Raw genomic sequence first — 14,569 nt, forward strand, 5'->3', positions numbered from 1 at the left:
CCTTCTGCGAGCAGTTGCTGGTAAGCCGTTTCGATTGTATTGCGACTTAACCGCAGATGCTCTGCACACTGACGGATAGAAGGCAGGCGAGTACCGGGGAGAAAACGACCCTCTGAAATCTCGTCTCGAATAAATTGATACAGTTGTAGATAGTACGGTGTGGAATGATTTCCATGCAAGTTAGGCGTTATCTCCAGCAACCTTGATCACTCTCTCTCATCTGACCTCATCCGATTTATAAAAACTGACTCTTTCATCAGGGACAGGATGCTTTTATTCTATCAGAAGAGTTCCAGTTGGGGGGAGAAATCAGATGAATATTACGTATCAAATGAATCCTATGATCACAGCAGCAGAGGCTCAGGAAATTTATCAGCAATCGGGGCTTACCAGACCAGAGGATCCTCGAAAAATCGAACAATTGATAAAGAATGCAACGATACTCATAACGGCTCGCAATCAGGAGGGGCAAATCGTTGGATTTTTGCGGGCCTTCACGGATTTTGTCTTTGACTGCTATCTGAATGACCTGGCCGTACATCGAGATTACCAGAGGCAGGGGATTGGCAAACAACTGATCAATCACTTGTATGATCAGCTTGATCAGGATGTCATGATCCTGTTGGTTGCTGCTCCCGCTGCCATTGGCTTCTATGAAAGACAGGGGTTCTCTAACTTCAAACGACTGGAAGACACGTGGTATAAGGTCAAGAGATAATTACGGTTTCCGTATCAGACCTACATACGATTTGACAAACGTCAACCAATTGCGGCTTTTGGCATAATAGCTGTAGATCAGGTTATAGAGAAGGTGGTACTTTCCACGATAAGGGTACCAATGGACTTCCGAGTTGAATTTTCCCCGATCCACAATGACCGCCTTCTCGTGGCAAAAGATGCGCAAGCCGTTGTCGCCGTGATAACGGCCAATTCCACTGTGTTTGGCCCCACCGAAAGGCAGATGATGGTTAGCCACACTGACAATGACATCGTTAATGGCAACTGCGCCACTGACTAGTCGGGAAGCCACTCGTTTTGCCTTGTTCAGATCAGCGCTCCACACGCTTGCATTTAGCCCGTACAGAGAATCGTTGGCAAGTTGTACAGCTTCTTCTTCTGTATCAAAAGGAATAATCGGCAGAAGCGGGCCAAAGGCTTCTTCCTGAACCACTTTCATCGACTGTTTCACATTTGTGAGTACGGTCGGAGGGACAAAAAATCCTTTGGAGGTATCCCATTGGTCGGGAGTCGTCCCCGTCCGCAGATCTGCTCCCCCGGCCAATGCATCGTCCAATTGCTCCTTGAGGATAGCCAGTTGTCCCTGAAACGTCATGGAGCCGATATCATCATTGAGCGTGAAGCCCTGTGTCAACTGGTTTACCTCTTCAACAAGCTTCTGGACGAATTTCTCATAGATTGGTCTTTGTACATAGAGACGCTCCGTTGACATACACACCTGACCGCTATTGGTAAATGCTCCCCATAACGCACCCCGAATAGCACGCTCCAGATTGGCATCCGAAAAAACGATCATCGGGTCTTTGCCGCCAAGCTCAAGTGTCGTTGGGATCAAATCTTTCGCAGCTTGCATTTGAATGATTTGTCCTGTCCGTACAGAACCAGTGAAAAAAATATAATCGGGGTTTCCTTGCGTAAGGACAGCACCCAGTTCTTTGCCACCGTGGGCAACCTGTACGACACCCGGAGGAAAGCCTGCTTTTTGGAATAGCTCTTCGATGCATTTGCCGACAAGCGGAGTGATCTCAGAAGGCTTCAAAATCACCGTATTGCCGCCAACGAGTGCGCTTAGCATAGGAACCATCGCCAGTTGAAACGGATAGTTCCACGGTGAGATGACCAGTACGACACCTCTAGGCATGAATTCTACATATGATTTTTTTCCAATTAAGAGAATCGGTGTTGATTTCTTTTCTCGTCCGAGAACTTGATGTGCGTGTTTTTCGATGTGGAGGATCGCATCCAGCACAGGCATGACATCAGCAGTCAATGCTTCTACCTTTACTTTCCCCGCATCGTTGGAAATTGTTTGAATGATTTCTTCCATATGTTCCGTCATATAAATTCGCAGCTTGCGCAAATACTCTATCCGTTCATGAATCGTCAGTCTGGCCCATTGAGCAAAGGCGCTTCTGGCCTGCTCATACAGACGGGGCACTTCATCAAGGGATGTTTCGTCCATCTCTGCAATGATTTGGTGCGTGGCCGGGCAAGTCACTTGCCATTTCGCACGGTTATTGATCGTGGTCATCTGCATATCAGCACCTCTGTTAAGAAGATTAACGAATCGTCAAATGCTTGCTCTTGTCAAACTTGTTTGCCTGATAGAAGGTAACCATCGATTGGATCCCTTCACGGAAATCAGGACAGGTAATCCCTGATCCAGCAAGGTCTTTTTGTGCGGCGGAACAGTCATAAACGGACATGCAGGTAAAGTAATCCATCGCTTCTTTTTCAACACCTAACCATCTGCGTACTTGCGGTATGGCAAGGGCAGCTTTGGCCCAGGATAACGGAATTTTTCCTTTGGGCTGTCGACCACTAATGGCTTCATAGAGCATGGAGTAAATTTCATGTACGAGATAAGGCTTGGGGTCGGTAAGATGATAGGTTTTGCCTGCACCGACTTCTGCATGGCCGAGATAGGTGGAAGCACGGATGATATAATCGACCGGAACGAAATTGCCTTGCGCTTCTCCTGCTCCGAGGTAGGGAAGGATGGGCATAAACTTCAGGCGGTCAAAAAAGTTCAAGATGAAGTATGGTCCATCGAATTTGATTGTCTCTCCTGTGCGGGAATCACCTTTGACGACTGCAGGGCGAATGATGGTTGTGGGTATCTGATTCCAGATTTGTTGTACGAGCATCTCTGCCTCATACTTTGTGCTTTCGTAATGATTTTTGAACGTCTGGTTCTTCACCAGTTCTGATTCATAGATGACACCTTCCCGTCGACCAGAGACGTAAGCGGTACTAAAGTAAATATAACGTTTCAGCCGGAGTAAAGTAAAAAGCCACTCATTGACATTCTTTGTTCCTGTTACATTGACGTCATAGGCGAGTTTCTCTGGAACGGCGAGGTCGTAAATGGCTGCCAAATGAAAGACATGGGTTACTTGTTGACTTACAGTTGCTTGTACACCTGCTGTCAAGTCGAGACCGGGCTTCGTGATATCTCCCGTGATAACGGTGAGCCTGGTTTTATCTATTTTCTCTGATGCAGCGATTTTATTTGCTTCTTCTTCTGCCTTTATCTTCATCTCTGGCAGAACGAGAAGGTAACAATGTTCAATCGTGTGACCATCTCGGATGATTTGCTTGAGCAAAGCAGTAGCAATAAACCCTGGAAAACCCGTGAAAAAATAGACATTCCCCATGACAATACCCCCATTTGCCATTTGTATTTGAAACCTTTACAATATACCCAAAAGACCCAAAAAAGAAAATTCTTACATTTACTATACGTTGGTCACTAAGAAGGAGTCAATCATGAGTCTTACGGAAAGACGAAAGCAATTTCTTGAGCAAATTGTGCACCTGTATGAACAAACAAATATACCTGTACACTATTCGACGATTGCTGAAGCAATTGGGGTGAGCAAATGGACCGCATATGATGTGCTCAAAGAGCTGGAGAATCACGGGTATTTGCAGAGAACCTACTCCGTGGGCCCCAATGAAACAGGGAGGTCGTTGGTCGTGTTTATACCGACAGAAAAATCGGAGGGATTGTTCCAAAAGTCCAGAGCAGAAATCACGACAAACGAAGAGTGGGAAAAGCTGAAACAGGAGCTTACACAATTGCTCTCAGAATTGGAGAGCCATCCGTTGGCTGAATCCGTTGATCGCCTGCTTCAAAAAATGGAGAAAGTAACGTACCGAGTGGAGTTTTGTGTTTATTTTCTGGGAGTGTTGCTGCTTTATTTAAACGGATTGGGGCAGACCGTTCGGCATCTGAGTATCAATGTAATCTCCGTGTCGAAAAATCCAGTGTTGCAGCTTTCGATGTTTGTAGGCACGGTTGTCGGGATGATCATTCAGACGGTCGGTGAAGAACTGAGTCCGCATATGGCAAAGTTTGTCGGCCAATTCCTGGCAAATGTAGAAGAGCTTTCACCGCAAGAACTTGCCATGCTGACAGAGTTTCTCGACATGTACCAGAAGCAGTCCAGGTTATAGTGGGTGTGGGTAAACTGATGATTCAGGTAGATACATTCGAGAACATTACGCATGCCAAAGCAATAATTACTCGAATGGGGCAGAGGCTGAGTGTCCATATTTATGAGGTAGATGGGCTGTTGATTGACACGGGCCCCAGACAAACCATTTTGCCAAAGTCAAACAAAATTACCTATGTATCGCAGGTTGTTCTGGGGGAATCGGGAAGCATTTCAGCCACAGACGATTTCTGAGACGATTGAATCTGATCAACACCGCTACCAGGTAATCCATATTCCGGGACATGCAGAAGATCACATTGTGTTGTTGGATCAGGAGCATGGCAGATTGTTTAGCGGGGATCTGTTTTTAACAAGCCGTCCAAGGGTCATGCTTCGCTATGAATCACTTTATCAGAGAGGAATGAGCGAGAAACAGATTTGCAAAACGCTGTACCCCAAGGTCGATCCACTGACATACGTATCGATTTTTGAGATGTCACCGCATAATATCGTTCACTCCATTATCCGCAATCAGTAACAAGGCAGGGGGCCTTCCCCCTGCCTTTCCTGTTATTTTCAGCAATCATTTCCGTTTTTTGTTTTGTCTCTCCCAGCGCTTCAGGTAAGGGAAAGGATCGAAGGCCCATTCATCTGATCCGGTCTCACTGTACATTCCGTAATGCAAATGCGGTGGAAATTTTCCTGAAGTACCGGGCTTGCCGTAACCGGAACTGCCTACATAGCCAACTACTTGACCCGGTTCTACGATATCTCCAACTTTTAGACCTTTGTTAAAAGCAGACAAGTGTGCGAAGTAGTGGTATACGTTTTCGATGTCTCGTATGCCCACTCGCCACCCGCCATAACGGTTCCATCCCATAATTTCAATGACACCATAACTGGTACTGAGCACGGGGGTACCATAATCGGCAAAAATATCGGTTCCTTCATGGATTCGTCGGCCTCCCCAGCCCCTGGCGTCACCCCAGGTGTTTCTGTAACTGTAATCATACCTGCGTGGAATAGGGAAGGCATGATGCAAGAGATCCAGACTTTGATATTTATCATACACTGCGACAAACTGCTGGATTGTCCGTACCGCCTGATCCCGTCTGTAAAAGTTCCAAAGTCCAATTCGGAAGTCTTCAGGTGACCAACCAAATTCTTTCAGGAACTGAGTCGTAGTGTACAGTACATCCATGTCGTTGGTTTGATCAGCAGCCCCATCTCCTGAACCGTCCCTTCCAATTCCACCGAAAAACTGGATTGATCCCGGATCGGTATCATCTTCCTCCGGATTCAGGTATCCAGACCAGACTCTTGGTGGAATGGTGATGGCTGTGAGACGATTGTCCGGCTTTTCTTTGGTATTTTTTTTTCTCTTTTTCATTGTTCTTTCGTATTGATCGATTGCGGCAAGATACGCCCAGGGAATCTGATATACGGTCTCAAAACGTTGGAACAAGTCCATTCGAGCCTGCTGAACAGGGTCTTTGTTTGCCTTTTTTTCCTGCTTGGTGACAGGTTCCTTGTTGAAGAGAGCTGCTGCCGTATGCAAAGGAAGATTCACCAGTATAAGGGCCATCATCAGTACGAGAAATCCAAAACGTCGCAAAAGCAATCTCCTCCATGTCCATTGCTTTTTCCCGTATTTTTGCCACTAGGTCTTTTGTTTACTCAGATACATTTTCCCAATCCCGGAATCCTGTTATTACGTTATTTTTCGATGGATAGTTCTGGTGTTATCCTGTATCATGAACAAAAGAGAAAGTATGTTCGTAAATTCGGGTGGGTTCTTTGAGGTGATGACATGCTATCGTTTATTCATACAGCCGATGTTCATTTAGATGCTCCGTTAGTATCTATGGCTTCCTTATATGAGATTCGACAACACGATTTCCGCGAAACGATGCAACGGATTCGTGATCTGGTTCGTGATAAACAGGTCGATTTCTGGCTGATTGCCGGAGACCTGATGGAATATCATGGCGGAACAAGGTCGACAGCTTTGTTTTTGATCGAGCTGTTTGCGAGTGTCAGTCCAACGCCTGTATTTATTGCACCGGGGAATCATGATCCCTGGATGGAGGACTCGTATTATCAGACCATTGAGTGGCCGACCAATGTCTACTTCTTTACTCCGGAGTGGGGAGCCTATGAGTTTCCAGAAAAACAATGCGTGGTGTACGGCTGGGGGTTTGGACAAGCCCATGTCACGGAATCTCCGTTAGCCTCCTTTCCTGGCAAGCTGACAGGCTTTCAGCATCACATCATGGTGATCCACGGAACTGTCCTGACGCAAGAAGAGTGGGGGCATCAGCCATATGCGCCAATTGCGTTGCAAGAATTGCAGAATCTTTCCATGGACTATGTTGCCTTGGGTCACATTCATAAAGCTCATCAATTTATCCATTCGGAGAGAAAGACTCCTTTTGCCGCCTATCCAGGCTCTCCCGAGGGATTAACGAGCAAAGAGAGCGGGATGAGACATGTTCTGCTCGGTTCTATTCAGCCTGATGGCGAGGTGCGTCTGGAGACCATTCCTGTTTGTTCCAGACAAATCGAAAAAGTATCAATAGAGGTAAACGGTGCAAGCACAACGGATGCGCTGCTGCAACGAATTGCCTCTGTTTTGCACAGTAAAAATAAACGAAACATACTGGAAGTGACGTTGGAAGGTCAACGGATGAGCCACCTTGCCATCCCCCTTGAGCTCTTGCGGGAACAGTATCGGGAGTTTTTTTCGGTCAGCTTCCGTGATTGCACCTATCCCGATATTGATGTCGAGCAGTTGATCCAAGAAAATCAACTGCTGGGTAGATGGCTGCGCACGCTTCAATCAGCGATCGCTCAATCGCCGGCAGAGATGGACAAGGAAATCGCAGAAATTGCCCTCCAGGAAGCAGTGCGACGCATAGGAGGCACGATTCGATGATCATAAAAGAAATCCATATGCAAGGGTTTGGCAAATGGCGAAATCAAACACTTCATTTTACTCCAGGAATCAATGTTTGTACGGCTCCTAATGAATCGGGTAAGACGACCTTGCTGCAAGCCCTGTTTGCTTCTCTTTATGGAATGAAGCGGGATTATGTTCGGGTGACACGATATCTGGACGAGCATGAGCGATATGAGCCGTGGGACAAGGGATCCTATGAGACGGTAATCCGCTACTCGATAGAGGATCAGGATTTTCGCTTGCATCGCCATTTCTCCAAAGAAAAAGAGCAGGCAAGACTGTTCCTCGAACCGGAGTTGACCGAGGTTACGGCCTTGTACCAGGAGGATCGTCGCAAAGAGTACAATTTTATGGAAAAGCATCTGGGTCTTACCCGCAGTGTATTCACTGATGTCACATGGGTACGCTCCGAGCCATTGGTGGCATCCGAGCGGTTTCTTCCTGCGGTAACGGCCAGCTACACCGAAGATCCAATCATGCGAACCCTGCTCGGTGGATTGGAGACGGAGATTGCTGCAATTGGAAAAAAAGAGACTGCCGAGAACACCCTGTTAGGAAAGGCCAGCAAGCAGGCAACCCAGGCAAGCCAAGCACTCATCGAAGCAGAGCAAGCGTGGCAATCCGTTCAGACGCTCTCTCAAAACGTTGCTGGCTGGAATGCCGAACTGGAATCCATGGTCAGACAAAAACAGCAATTGCTATCGCTGCAACGAGAACACGAGAGGAAGCTGCAAGAGGCACAGAAATGGTGGCAATTCAGTTTTCAAACACAAACAGATGAACAGCTTCTGATGTGGGAACAACATGCCGAGACCGTGGAAGAACAGATGGTGCACAAAAAAGTTCGAGAACGTTTGCTTGCGATAAAACAGACAGAAGCAACCTATTTGGCCGTAAACACCAAGCACCAAGCACAGGAAGCGGAAATCAGCAAACAGATGAGCAGGCTTCTCTCCTTCCATGACATCCCTGACGAAGAATGGCATACCTGGTTGAAAAACTGGTACGCCTATTCTGCTAACAAGGAGGATCAGGCGGAGGAAACCAGTCGCACAAATGAAATAAATCTGGAAAAACTTCAGTCTGACTATCGTTTGGGGCTAGGACTGCGTGAACAAATTGAAGCAGCAAGACATTCAATGAATCGGACACCACGCCGTATGTCAAGAGGTCAAGGCAGGTCCTCCATTCATAAAGGGAGCGGCAACCTGTCGTGGGCAGGAGGCATCCTTGCCTCGTCTGGTGTGGTGCTGGGGATTTTGCTTCTTGGACATCTGCTATCTGTATCAACCTCTGTTGAAACTGCCCTGTTTGTACTCTCTGGAATTGCTTCGATTGGAGGTGCGATTCTTCTTTACAAGTCGTTTTCATCAAAAAAGCAGAACATTCGTCTTCAGCCAAACACTACTCAGATGGAAGCCGATTTTGATCCAGAGAAGACAGCCAAGCTGCAGGAAATGGAGGAACACGTTTATGCGTGCGAATCCCAATTGGCGAATATCGTAGCGGAGTGGAAAGTGAATGGGTGGGAAGCGTTTCTGCTGATGCGTGAAAAGCATCTAAAAGACATTCATCGATCTGAGCTGGGGAAACAATTGCAGCAAGAAAAGAAGCGAATGAAAGCCATCCTGGAAAAGACGATGTTGCAATGGGGAGTCCCTCATCATCTTTCCTTTGAAGAAGGAGTATCGCTTGTCCTGCAAGAGCATCAGCTTTGGGAAAAAAGGCGAGAAGAGGATCAGGAACGCTTGGAGCAAGAACTGCAACAGGAACGACATCGCCAACAAGTGACGCAGGAATATGAGCAAGTGATTTTGCAAAAGAAGAAGCTTTTACAGGAGTGGGAAGAGCACGTTCGTACCAAATTGGATGAAGAGATGCAAAGAATCAACTTGCAGAAAAAAAGCGAAGAAGAGAAGCTCAAACAACTCGAAGAAAAAATTGTTGATCATAAAGAGCAGATTGCAAGAGCACACGGTGAAATTGGACAGAGGGATTATGTTTCGTGGGCGCAAGCGAAAAGTGCCAGTGATGAAGCCAAAGAACAGGTTTCTTCCCTGTTAAAACGGCGAAAAGCACTGGAGCTTGCACAAGATTCCCTGATGGAGGCGTGGAAGGAATGGCATCGGGAGTTTTCCCCTGACTTGAATCAAACCGCATCTGAAATCATGGATCATATCACAGATGGACGGTATCATGATGTACGACTGGACCCCTTGCATCATTATGCTATTCGGGTCATTGAACCGGGTACTCGAGATGTTATTACTCAAAAGCAATTGTCATCCGGTACCCAGGATCAACTCTATTTTGCCCAGCGAATGGCCATGATCACTCACTGCAGTCAGGAAAAGGAGCCTTTGCCTATCTTCTTTGATGATCACTTCATTCACTACGATCAGACAAGATTGGAGCAGACGCTGCAATACGTAATGAAGTTGGCAGAGAAACATCAGGTATTTCTCTTTTCCTGTCAGCCCCGAGAAGAAAAACTGCTTGCCCCGCTCATGGCAACAGAAGGACGTCATCAAATTTTACGCCTTCCGTAGTTACAGCTCCCGTTCAAGCATCGTCAGGAACATGCCCACGTCTGTAACTACACCAACCGTTTGGGCAGAGCCACGGTCCATCAGTTTGGTTACTACGGCCGGGTTAATGTCTACACAGACAGTTTTTATCCAGCTTGGCATCATATTGCCTGTTCCGATGGCATGTAACATCGTCGAGAGCATGATCACCAGATCGGCATCTGCCACCTGCTCAGCATACTGTGCCTGAGCTTCAATCAGGTCCATCAGTGTATCGGGCAGAGGACCGTCATCACGAATGGAGCCAGCCAGTACAAAAGGAACGTGATGCTTCACACATTCGTACATGATGCCGTTTTTCAATGTGCCATCCTCGACAGCCTCTGCAATCGAGCCTGAGCGATTGATGGCATTAATCGCTCTCATGTGATTTTTATGACCGCCACGGACAACAGACCCGGTATCGAGATTCACTCCTAATGACGTACCGAACAAGGCACGCTCGATATCGTGTACAGCAATGGCATTTCCGGAAAGAATGGCATTCACGTATCCTTTGCGAATTAAGGAAATGAACGCATCCTGTCCACCCGTATGAATGACAACAGGACCTGCGACAAACACAATTTTTCCATTGCGCTCGTGAATTTGCTTCATTTCCTGCGCCAGTTTTTTTACGATTACTTCGACTCGACGCTCGGAGCTAACCTCATTATTCATAAAAGCAAATTCAGTTCCGTTTTCCTGTGTTTCCGGAAGGATAAGTCGTACACCTGAGCTGCCACAGATGACCTGATCGCCCTTTTTGATATCACGCAGTTTTACACAGTGTACCTCGTCACCTTTTAGCACAAGACAGGCGTCCATGCGTTGATGCTTTGCCCGTACCCACTTGCCGTTCAAGTAAACTTCGGTGGCATGATTGGTTGTGGAGTAAAAGTCATCGGAAACTGTCCTGTCTTTTTCAGCCAGTTTGATATGGATGGTGTTCTCTGACCGAGGAATAATACATCCTACATTCGTTAACTCATTTAGCACCAAATCCAATTTGTCTTCGGGAAGATCAATCACAACCTTAGCCACAGACTCGTCGTCTGTGTGATCTCCTACTTCCAGTTGGATAATTCGATACTTTCCTTGATATTGCTCTACAGAAGCATCAACTAATTTGAGAATGTTATCCCGAATAATATGACCACGAATCTCGATCAGGTGTTCCAAATTCCCATTACCTCCTGGTACATGATTCATTTCAGAATATCGTAATTGCATAGTAACGCTAAAATCAACCATTAGTTTCCAAAGAATAACTGCATAATAGAAGTATAACCATCTATTGCCCCAACGAAAAAAATAACTATATAATGTAGGAATCATGGACAAATAGGAGTGAGCCCGAAAATGGCGCAACGAAAACCGGAGTGGCTCAAGATTAACCTCGTCAAAGGCGATGAGCTGGCCAACTTTAAAGAAATCAAACAAACGATGCGTGGAAAAACGTTACATACAGTTTGTGAGGAAGCGAGATGTCCGAATATACATGAGTGTTGGTCAAATAAAACCGCAACATTTATGATTTTGGGCGATATTTGTACTCGTGCCTGTCGCTTCTGTGCAGTAAAAACGGGTCTTCCTACCGAATTGGATACGGCTGAACCAGAACGTGTAGCAGAAGCCTCTGAAAAGATGGGCTTGCAGCACGTCGTCGTTACATCGGTAGCACGTGATGATTTGGCAGATGGGGGAGCCTCGATTTTTGCGGCAACGATCAAAGCGATCCGCAACCGATTGCCACTTGCGACCATTGAGGTGTTAATTCCTGACTTCCAGGGGAACTGGGATGCTCTTCAAGTGGTAATGGATGCCAAGCCTGATGTATTAAATCACAATATTGAAGGGGTACGCAGACTGTCTGACCGCATCCGTGCCCGTGCAAAATACGATCGCACGATAGAACTGCTCCGCCGTGCGAAAGAAATGCAGCCTCAAATTCCGACCAAATCCAGTCTGATGATCGGGGTTGGAGAATCAATGGAAGAGATCATCGAGACGATGGAAGATCTTCGTGCTGTCGATGTGAATATTATGACCATCGGACAATATCTGCAGCCAACCAAGAAACATATAAATGTGGAGAAGTACTACCATCCTGATGAGTTCAAACAGTTAAAAGATGAGGGCATGAAACGTGGTTTCAGCCACGTGGAAGCAGGGCCGCTCGTACGAAGCTCCTATCATGCTCATGAGCAAGCAAATGCAGCCAAGGAATCAATTGCTTCCAAATAGGCGAGGATAAAATACAAACAATACCCCTGTGCTCCATTTGCTGGATGCATAGGGGTATCTTAAAATTTTAAAGTTTGGGGCCCCGCCCGACGATGCTCAGGACGTGCGAGTGTCGACGATGCAACACGGATGTTGCGTTTAGTCGACCGTTAGCGATAGCTTATGTCGGGTGGGTTTTCTTATCTAGAACCGCCAGTTGTGCCGGTCGCTCCTGCACCGCCGCCCATGGAAGTACCCGTATTGCGGCCTGTTGTGCTGGCATCCTGATAGCCTGCTGTATTGGTGCCAGTCATACTTTGAGTAGCATGACGGCGGCCCTTCATGTGGTCTGAGTCGGTTGAACCACCAAAGCTGCGGATTAAATTGTCAATTTGGCGGTCATCATGTGGTGAGGCCACGTTCACATTGGATGAGCGAGAGTAAATTCTCGTCATCTCATCGATCATGTCTTTGTTGTCCGTTACATAGACTTTAAACCATCTCGGGGAAACGGACATGGCATTCATGCGCACTTTTGGCTTTGCAGAATTCGCATGTTTTCCCTCCAGGTTAACTCCGACGAAAATTTCTTCATCTGTTACCAGTACGGTTGAGGTGGAGACCCCTGGGACGCCGCATGTAACGTTGCCCACAACTTGTGCCAAAGCATCGCGGTCTACATGGAACTGACTGAGAGCGTCACGGTTGGTACGGACGTAATTGACATCCATGCGGGCATAGCCCATTCGGTTATGACCAGTTGCCATACCAGTTGTGCCTTGACCAGCAGTGCCAGCCGTTCGGAAATTGTACCCATTGCCGACTACATTGCCATCCGTGCCTGTTTTGTAAATGGAAGTGTTCATCCGGTAATTGGCCTGGTCGCCTGCACGGATTCCATACGTACCATCGGTTCCATAGCCGAAACCACGCGTATTGTACGGGGTACTACCATATCCGTTCATGCCATAACCTGTGGTGGTGCCATATCCCGTTGCACCATAGCCAGCCCCTCTAAAGGCGGTGTTATTGCTTGTTGCTCCGTAGTAGCCAGTGGTACGGTCTACGCCAAAAGCAGTATTATTGCTTCCGGTGCCATATGTTCCGTTGTGTCTGGTGCCCATGGTTCCAGAATAACCGCCTATGAGGTTGCTGCTGCGGGCCATGTAATCACCATAAGAATAACTGGTACCATCGTAGGCTGTTGTCCCGTAACGATTCGTGTTAGGAGCGGCAGCGTTATTCCCACAGGCAGTAGCAAGTAATGCGATACCGGCAATTGTTGAGTAAAGCCATTGCTTATTCATTGGATACACCTCCTGCTCAGTATATTGCCCGTCAAGAGTCGGGAGTTTGTGTGGGAATTTTATGTCCGAAACCAGAAAATGTGGTAAGATGGGGGCAGATGTTCTCGTAAAGGAGGAAGCATGTTTTGATTCGCACGCAAGCCGGAGTTTATGAAGTGATGGAAGAAAGCCGTTCAGGCTGGAACCATGAAGCATTTAAAGAACGTTACAGTGATATTTTGGATAAATACGATTATATTGTTGGTGATTGGGGATATAGCCAGCTTCGACTGCGCGGCTTCTACGAGAACACCAATAAAAAGGCACCATTTGAACAAAAAATTGCCGCTTTGGATGAATATTTGCAGGAGTTTTGTAACTTCGGCTGTGCTTATTTCGTTTTGAAGCGTGTAAGAACTCTCGGAGCAAATACATTGGATGATTCAGTAGATGAAATCACGACCAATCAGGGTGGAACAGAAGAATCTTCCTCTGAGCCATCCGTTCGTTATGACAGAAAACATCCGAGATTTGACAGACCCAATCGCCCACAGCGCCCTCGTCCGGATCGCCCTGACCGCAATGCCAAGGAGCAGTCCAACCCATCCAATGAGCGAACAGACAGGCCGAACCGAAATAATCGAAATGAGCAAAAAGAGAAGCAGGGTAAAAATTTCAGAGCGGATCGATCGAACAAAGACAGACGCAATTCACAATTCTCTAACCGTCCGAATCGGGAAAAGGTAACGACAGAAGCTTCACAAAATAACACTCGCCGCACGGAAGAAAAAAATAAATAAGTCTATAAATAAAGAAAGAAAGCACCATTCCTTGTTGATTAAAGGAAATGGTGCTTTTTTAGCAGTAAGTTGGGGCCTCGCCCGACGATGCTTTAGGACGTACGAGTGGGTTTTCAGGCAGTTTTACACCAGCTCATCCTGTTGGCTGTCTTCATAATGTCCTTGGACTGGCTGAGCTGATTGGTACTGATTTTCTGATGCATAGACATATGGGTACGGATAGTAGGGATTGTATGGGTATTGCTGGTAGTACTGATTGTATGGGTATGGTTGATAATAAGAGTACGGCTGATAGTATGGCTGGTAGTACGGACTATAATAATTGGGTGGATAAACAAACGGCAACAGGAATCTTGCCAGGTCTTCAGGGCTGTCAAATCTTCTGTGATGGTGGTGTTTCTCATGGCTCACCTGTTGAATTTGATACGGATTGTGTGTTGTGTAGGTCGGTAGATATTGGGTGTTTGTGATTGGCCGGTAATATCCGGTTGCATTCGATTGGAACTGTGTGTTATTTGGATAGGATTGCTGATTAGGGAACGATTGCATAAAA

Annotated in this window: 15 protein-coding genes; 8 read left to right on the forward strand and 7 right to left on the reverse strand. The window is 46.7% G+C overall.

Annotated features, from left to right (window positions below):
• On the reverse strand, positions 1 to 200 hold a 200-nt coding region (locus tag ACPW7N_RS22355; protein ID WP_425653617.1), incomplete at its 3' end, for a GntR family transcriptional regulator.
• A 113-nt stretch (positions 201 to 313) separates the two neighbouring features.
• On the opposite strand from ACPW7N_RS22355, the gene ACPW7N_RS22360 reads away from it, so the two are divergent.
• Positions 314 to 718, forward strand: a complete 405-nt coding sequence (locus ACPW7N_RS22360) for a GNAT family N-acetyltransferase (protein WP_425653618.1) — start codon at positions 314 to 316, stop codon at positions 716 to 718.
• On the opposite strand, the gene ACPW7N_RS22365 is transcribed toward ACPW7N_RS22360, so the two are convergent.
• Together ACPW7N_RS22365 and ACPW7N_RS22370 are read right to left on the reverse strand one after the other, a co-directional pair.
• A complete protein-coding gene (locus ACPW7N_RS22365) occupies positions 719 to 2,269 on the reverse strand; it encodes an aldehyde dehydrogenase family protein (protein WP_425653620.1) in 1,551 nt (516 codons plus the stop codon). It abuts the gene before it with no gap.
• A 28-nt stretch (positions 2,270 to 2,297) separates the two neighbouring features.
• Complete coding sequence (locus ACPW7N_RS22370; protein ID WP_425653622.1) at positions 2,298 to 3,395, reverse strand: SDR family oxidoreductase; 1,098 nt, start codon at positions 3,393 to 3,395, stop codon at positions 2,298 to 2,300.
• 112 nt (positions 3,396 to 3,507) lie between these two features.
• On the opposite strand from ACPW7N_RS22370, the gene ACPW7N_RS22375 reads away from it, so the two are divergent.
• The 3 genes from ACPW7N_RS22375 to ACPW7N_RS22385 are packed head-to-tail and all read left to right on the forward strand — an operon-like array spanning position 3,508 to position 4,716.
• A complete protein-coding gene (locus tag ACPW7N_RS22375) occupies positions 3,508 to 4,197 on the forward strand; it encodes a LexA family protein (RefSeq protein ID WP_425653623.1) in 690 nt (229 codons plus the stop codon).
• A gap of 17 nt (positions 4,198 to 4,214) precedes the next feature.
• Positions 4,215 to 4,430, forward strand: a complete 216-nt coding sequence (locus ACPW7N_RS22380) for a hypothetical protein (RefSeq protein WP_425653625.1) — start codon at positions 4,215 to 4,217, stop codon at positions 4,428 to 4,430.
• Positions 4,372 to 4,716 (forward strand): MBL fold metallo-hydrolase, encoded by a 345-nt coding sequence (locus ACPW7N_RS22385; RefSeq protein WP_425653626.1) that lies wholly within the window; start codon positions 4,372 to 4,374, stop codon positions 4,714 to 4,716. The genes ACPW7N_RS22380 and ACPW7N_RS22385 overlap by 59 nt, the downstream gene beginning before the upstream one ends.
• Before the next feature lie 45 nt (positions 4,717 to 4,761).
• Here the strand turns inward: ACPW7N_RS22385 and ACPW7N_RS22390 are convergent, their stop codons facing one another.
• On the reverse strand, positions 4,762 to 5,769 hold the full coding sequence (locus ACPW7N_RS22390) for a M23 family metallopeptidase (RefSeq protein WP_425653699.1): 1,008 nt from the start codon (positions 5,767 to 5,769) through the stop codon (positions 4,762 to 4,764).
• A 219-nt stretch (positions 5,770 to 5,988) separates the two neighbouring features.
• Between ACPW7N_RS22390 and ACPW7N_RS22395 the strand changes: the two genes are divergently transcribed.
• Together ACPW7N_RS22395 and ACPW7N_RS22400 are read left to right on the forward strand one after the other, a co-directional pair.
• Positions 5,989 to 7,113, forward strand: a complete 1,125-nt coding sequence (locus ACPW7N_RS22395; RefSeq protein WP_425653627.1) for a metallophosphoesterase family protein — start codon at positions 5,989 to 5,991, stop codon at positions 7,111 to 7,113.
• Positions 7,110 to 9,686, forward strand: coding sequence for an ATP-binding protein (locus ACPW7N_RS22400; protein WP_425653628.1), 2,577 nt, complete (start codon positions 7,110 to 7,112; stop codon positions 9,684 to 9,686). The genes ACPW7N_RS22395 and ACPW7N_RS22400 overlap by 4 nt, the downstream gene beginning before the upstream one ends.
• On the opposite strand, the gene ACPW7N_RS22405 is transcribed toward ACPW7N_RS22400, so the two are convergent.
• The gene (locus ACPW7N_RS22405) at positions 9,687 to 10,886 is read right to left on the reverse strand and encodes an ornithine cyclodeaminase, nickel-pincer nucleotide-dependent (protein ID WP_425653630.1); all 1,200 of its coding nucleotides are present in this window, start codon (positions 10,884 to 10,886) and stop codon (positions 9,687 to 9,689) included.
• 180 nt (positions 10,887 to 11,066) lie between these two features.
• Here ACPW7N_RS22405 and lipA point away from each other — a divergent pair, with 180 nt between their 5' ends.
• Positions 11,067 to 11,951: a lipoyl synthase gene (gene lipA / locus ACPW7N_RS22410; RefSeq protein ID WP_425653631.1), complete on the forward strand. Its 885-nt coding sequence runs from the start codon at positions 11,067 to 11,069 to the stop codon at positions 11,949 to 11,951.
• A 179-nt stretch (positions 11,952 to 12,130) separates the two neighbouring features.
• Here lipA and ACPW7N_RS22415 read toward each other — a convergent pair whose 3' ends face one another.
• Positions 12,131 to 13,237, reverse strand: coding sequence for a YhcN/YlaJ family sporulation lipoprotein (locus ACPW7N_RS22415; protein WP_425653632.1), 1,107 nt, complete (start codon positions 13,235 to 13,237; stop codon positions 12,131 to 12,133).
• A 125-nt stretch (positions 13,238 to 13,362) separates the two neighbouring features.
• Between ACPW7N_RS22415 and ACPW7N_RS22420 the strand changes: the two genes are divergently transcribed.
• Positions 13,363 to 14,016, forward strand: coding sequence for a YutD family protein (locus ACPW7N_RS22420; RefSeq protein WP_425653633.1), 654 nt, complete (start codon positions 13,363 to 13,365; stop codon positions 14,014 to 14,016).
• A gap of 123 nt (positions 14,017 to 14,139) precedes the next feature.
• Here the strand turns inward: ACPW7N_RS22420 and ACPW7N_RS22425 are convergent, their stop codons facing one another.
• A complete protein-coding gene (locus tag ACPW7N_RS22425; RefSeq protein ID WP_425653634.1) occupies positions 14,140 to 14,565 on the reverse strand; it encodes a hypothetical protein in 426 nt (141 codons plus the stop codon).
• Positions 14,566 to 14,569: the final 4 nt, after the last annotated feature.

It is taken from the genome of Brevibacillus nigriterrae, assembly GCF_049846925.1.
In the GTDB taxonomy this organism is placed as follows: domain Bacteria; phylum Bacillota; class Bacilli; order Brevibacillales; family Brevibacillaceae; genus Brevibacillus_H.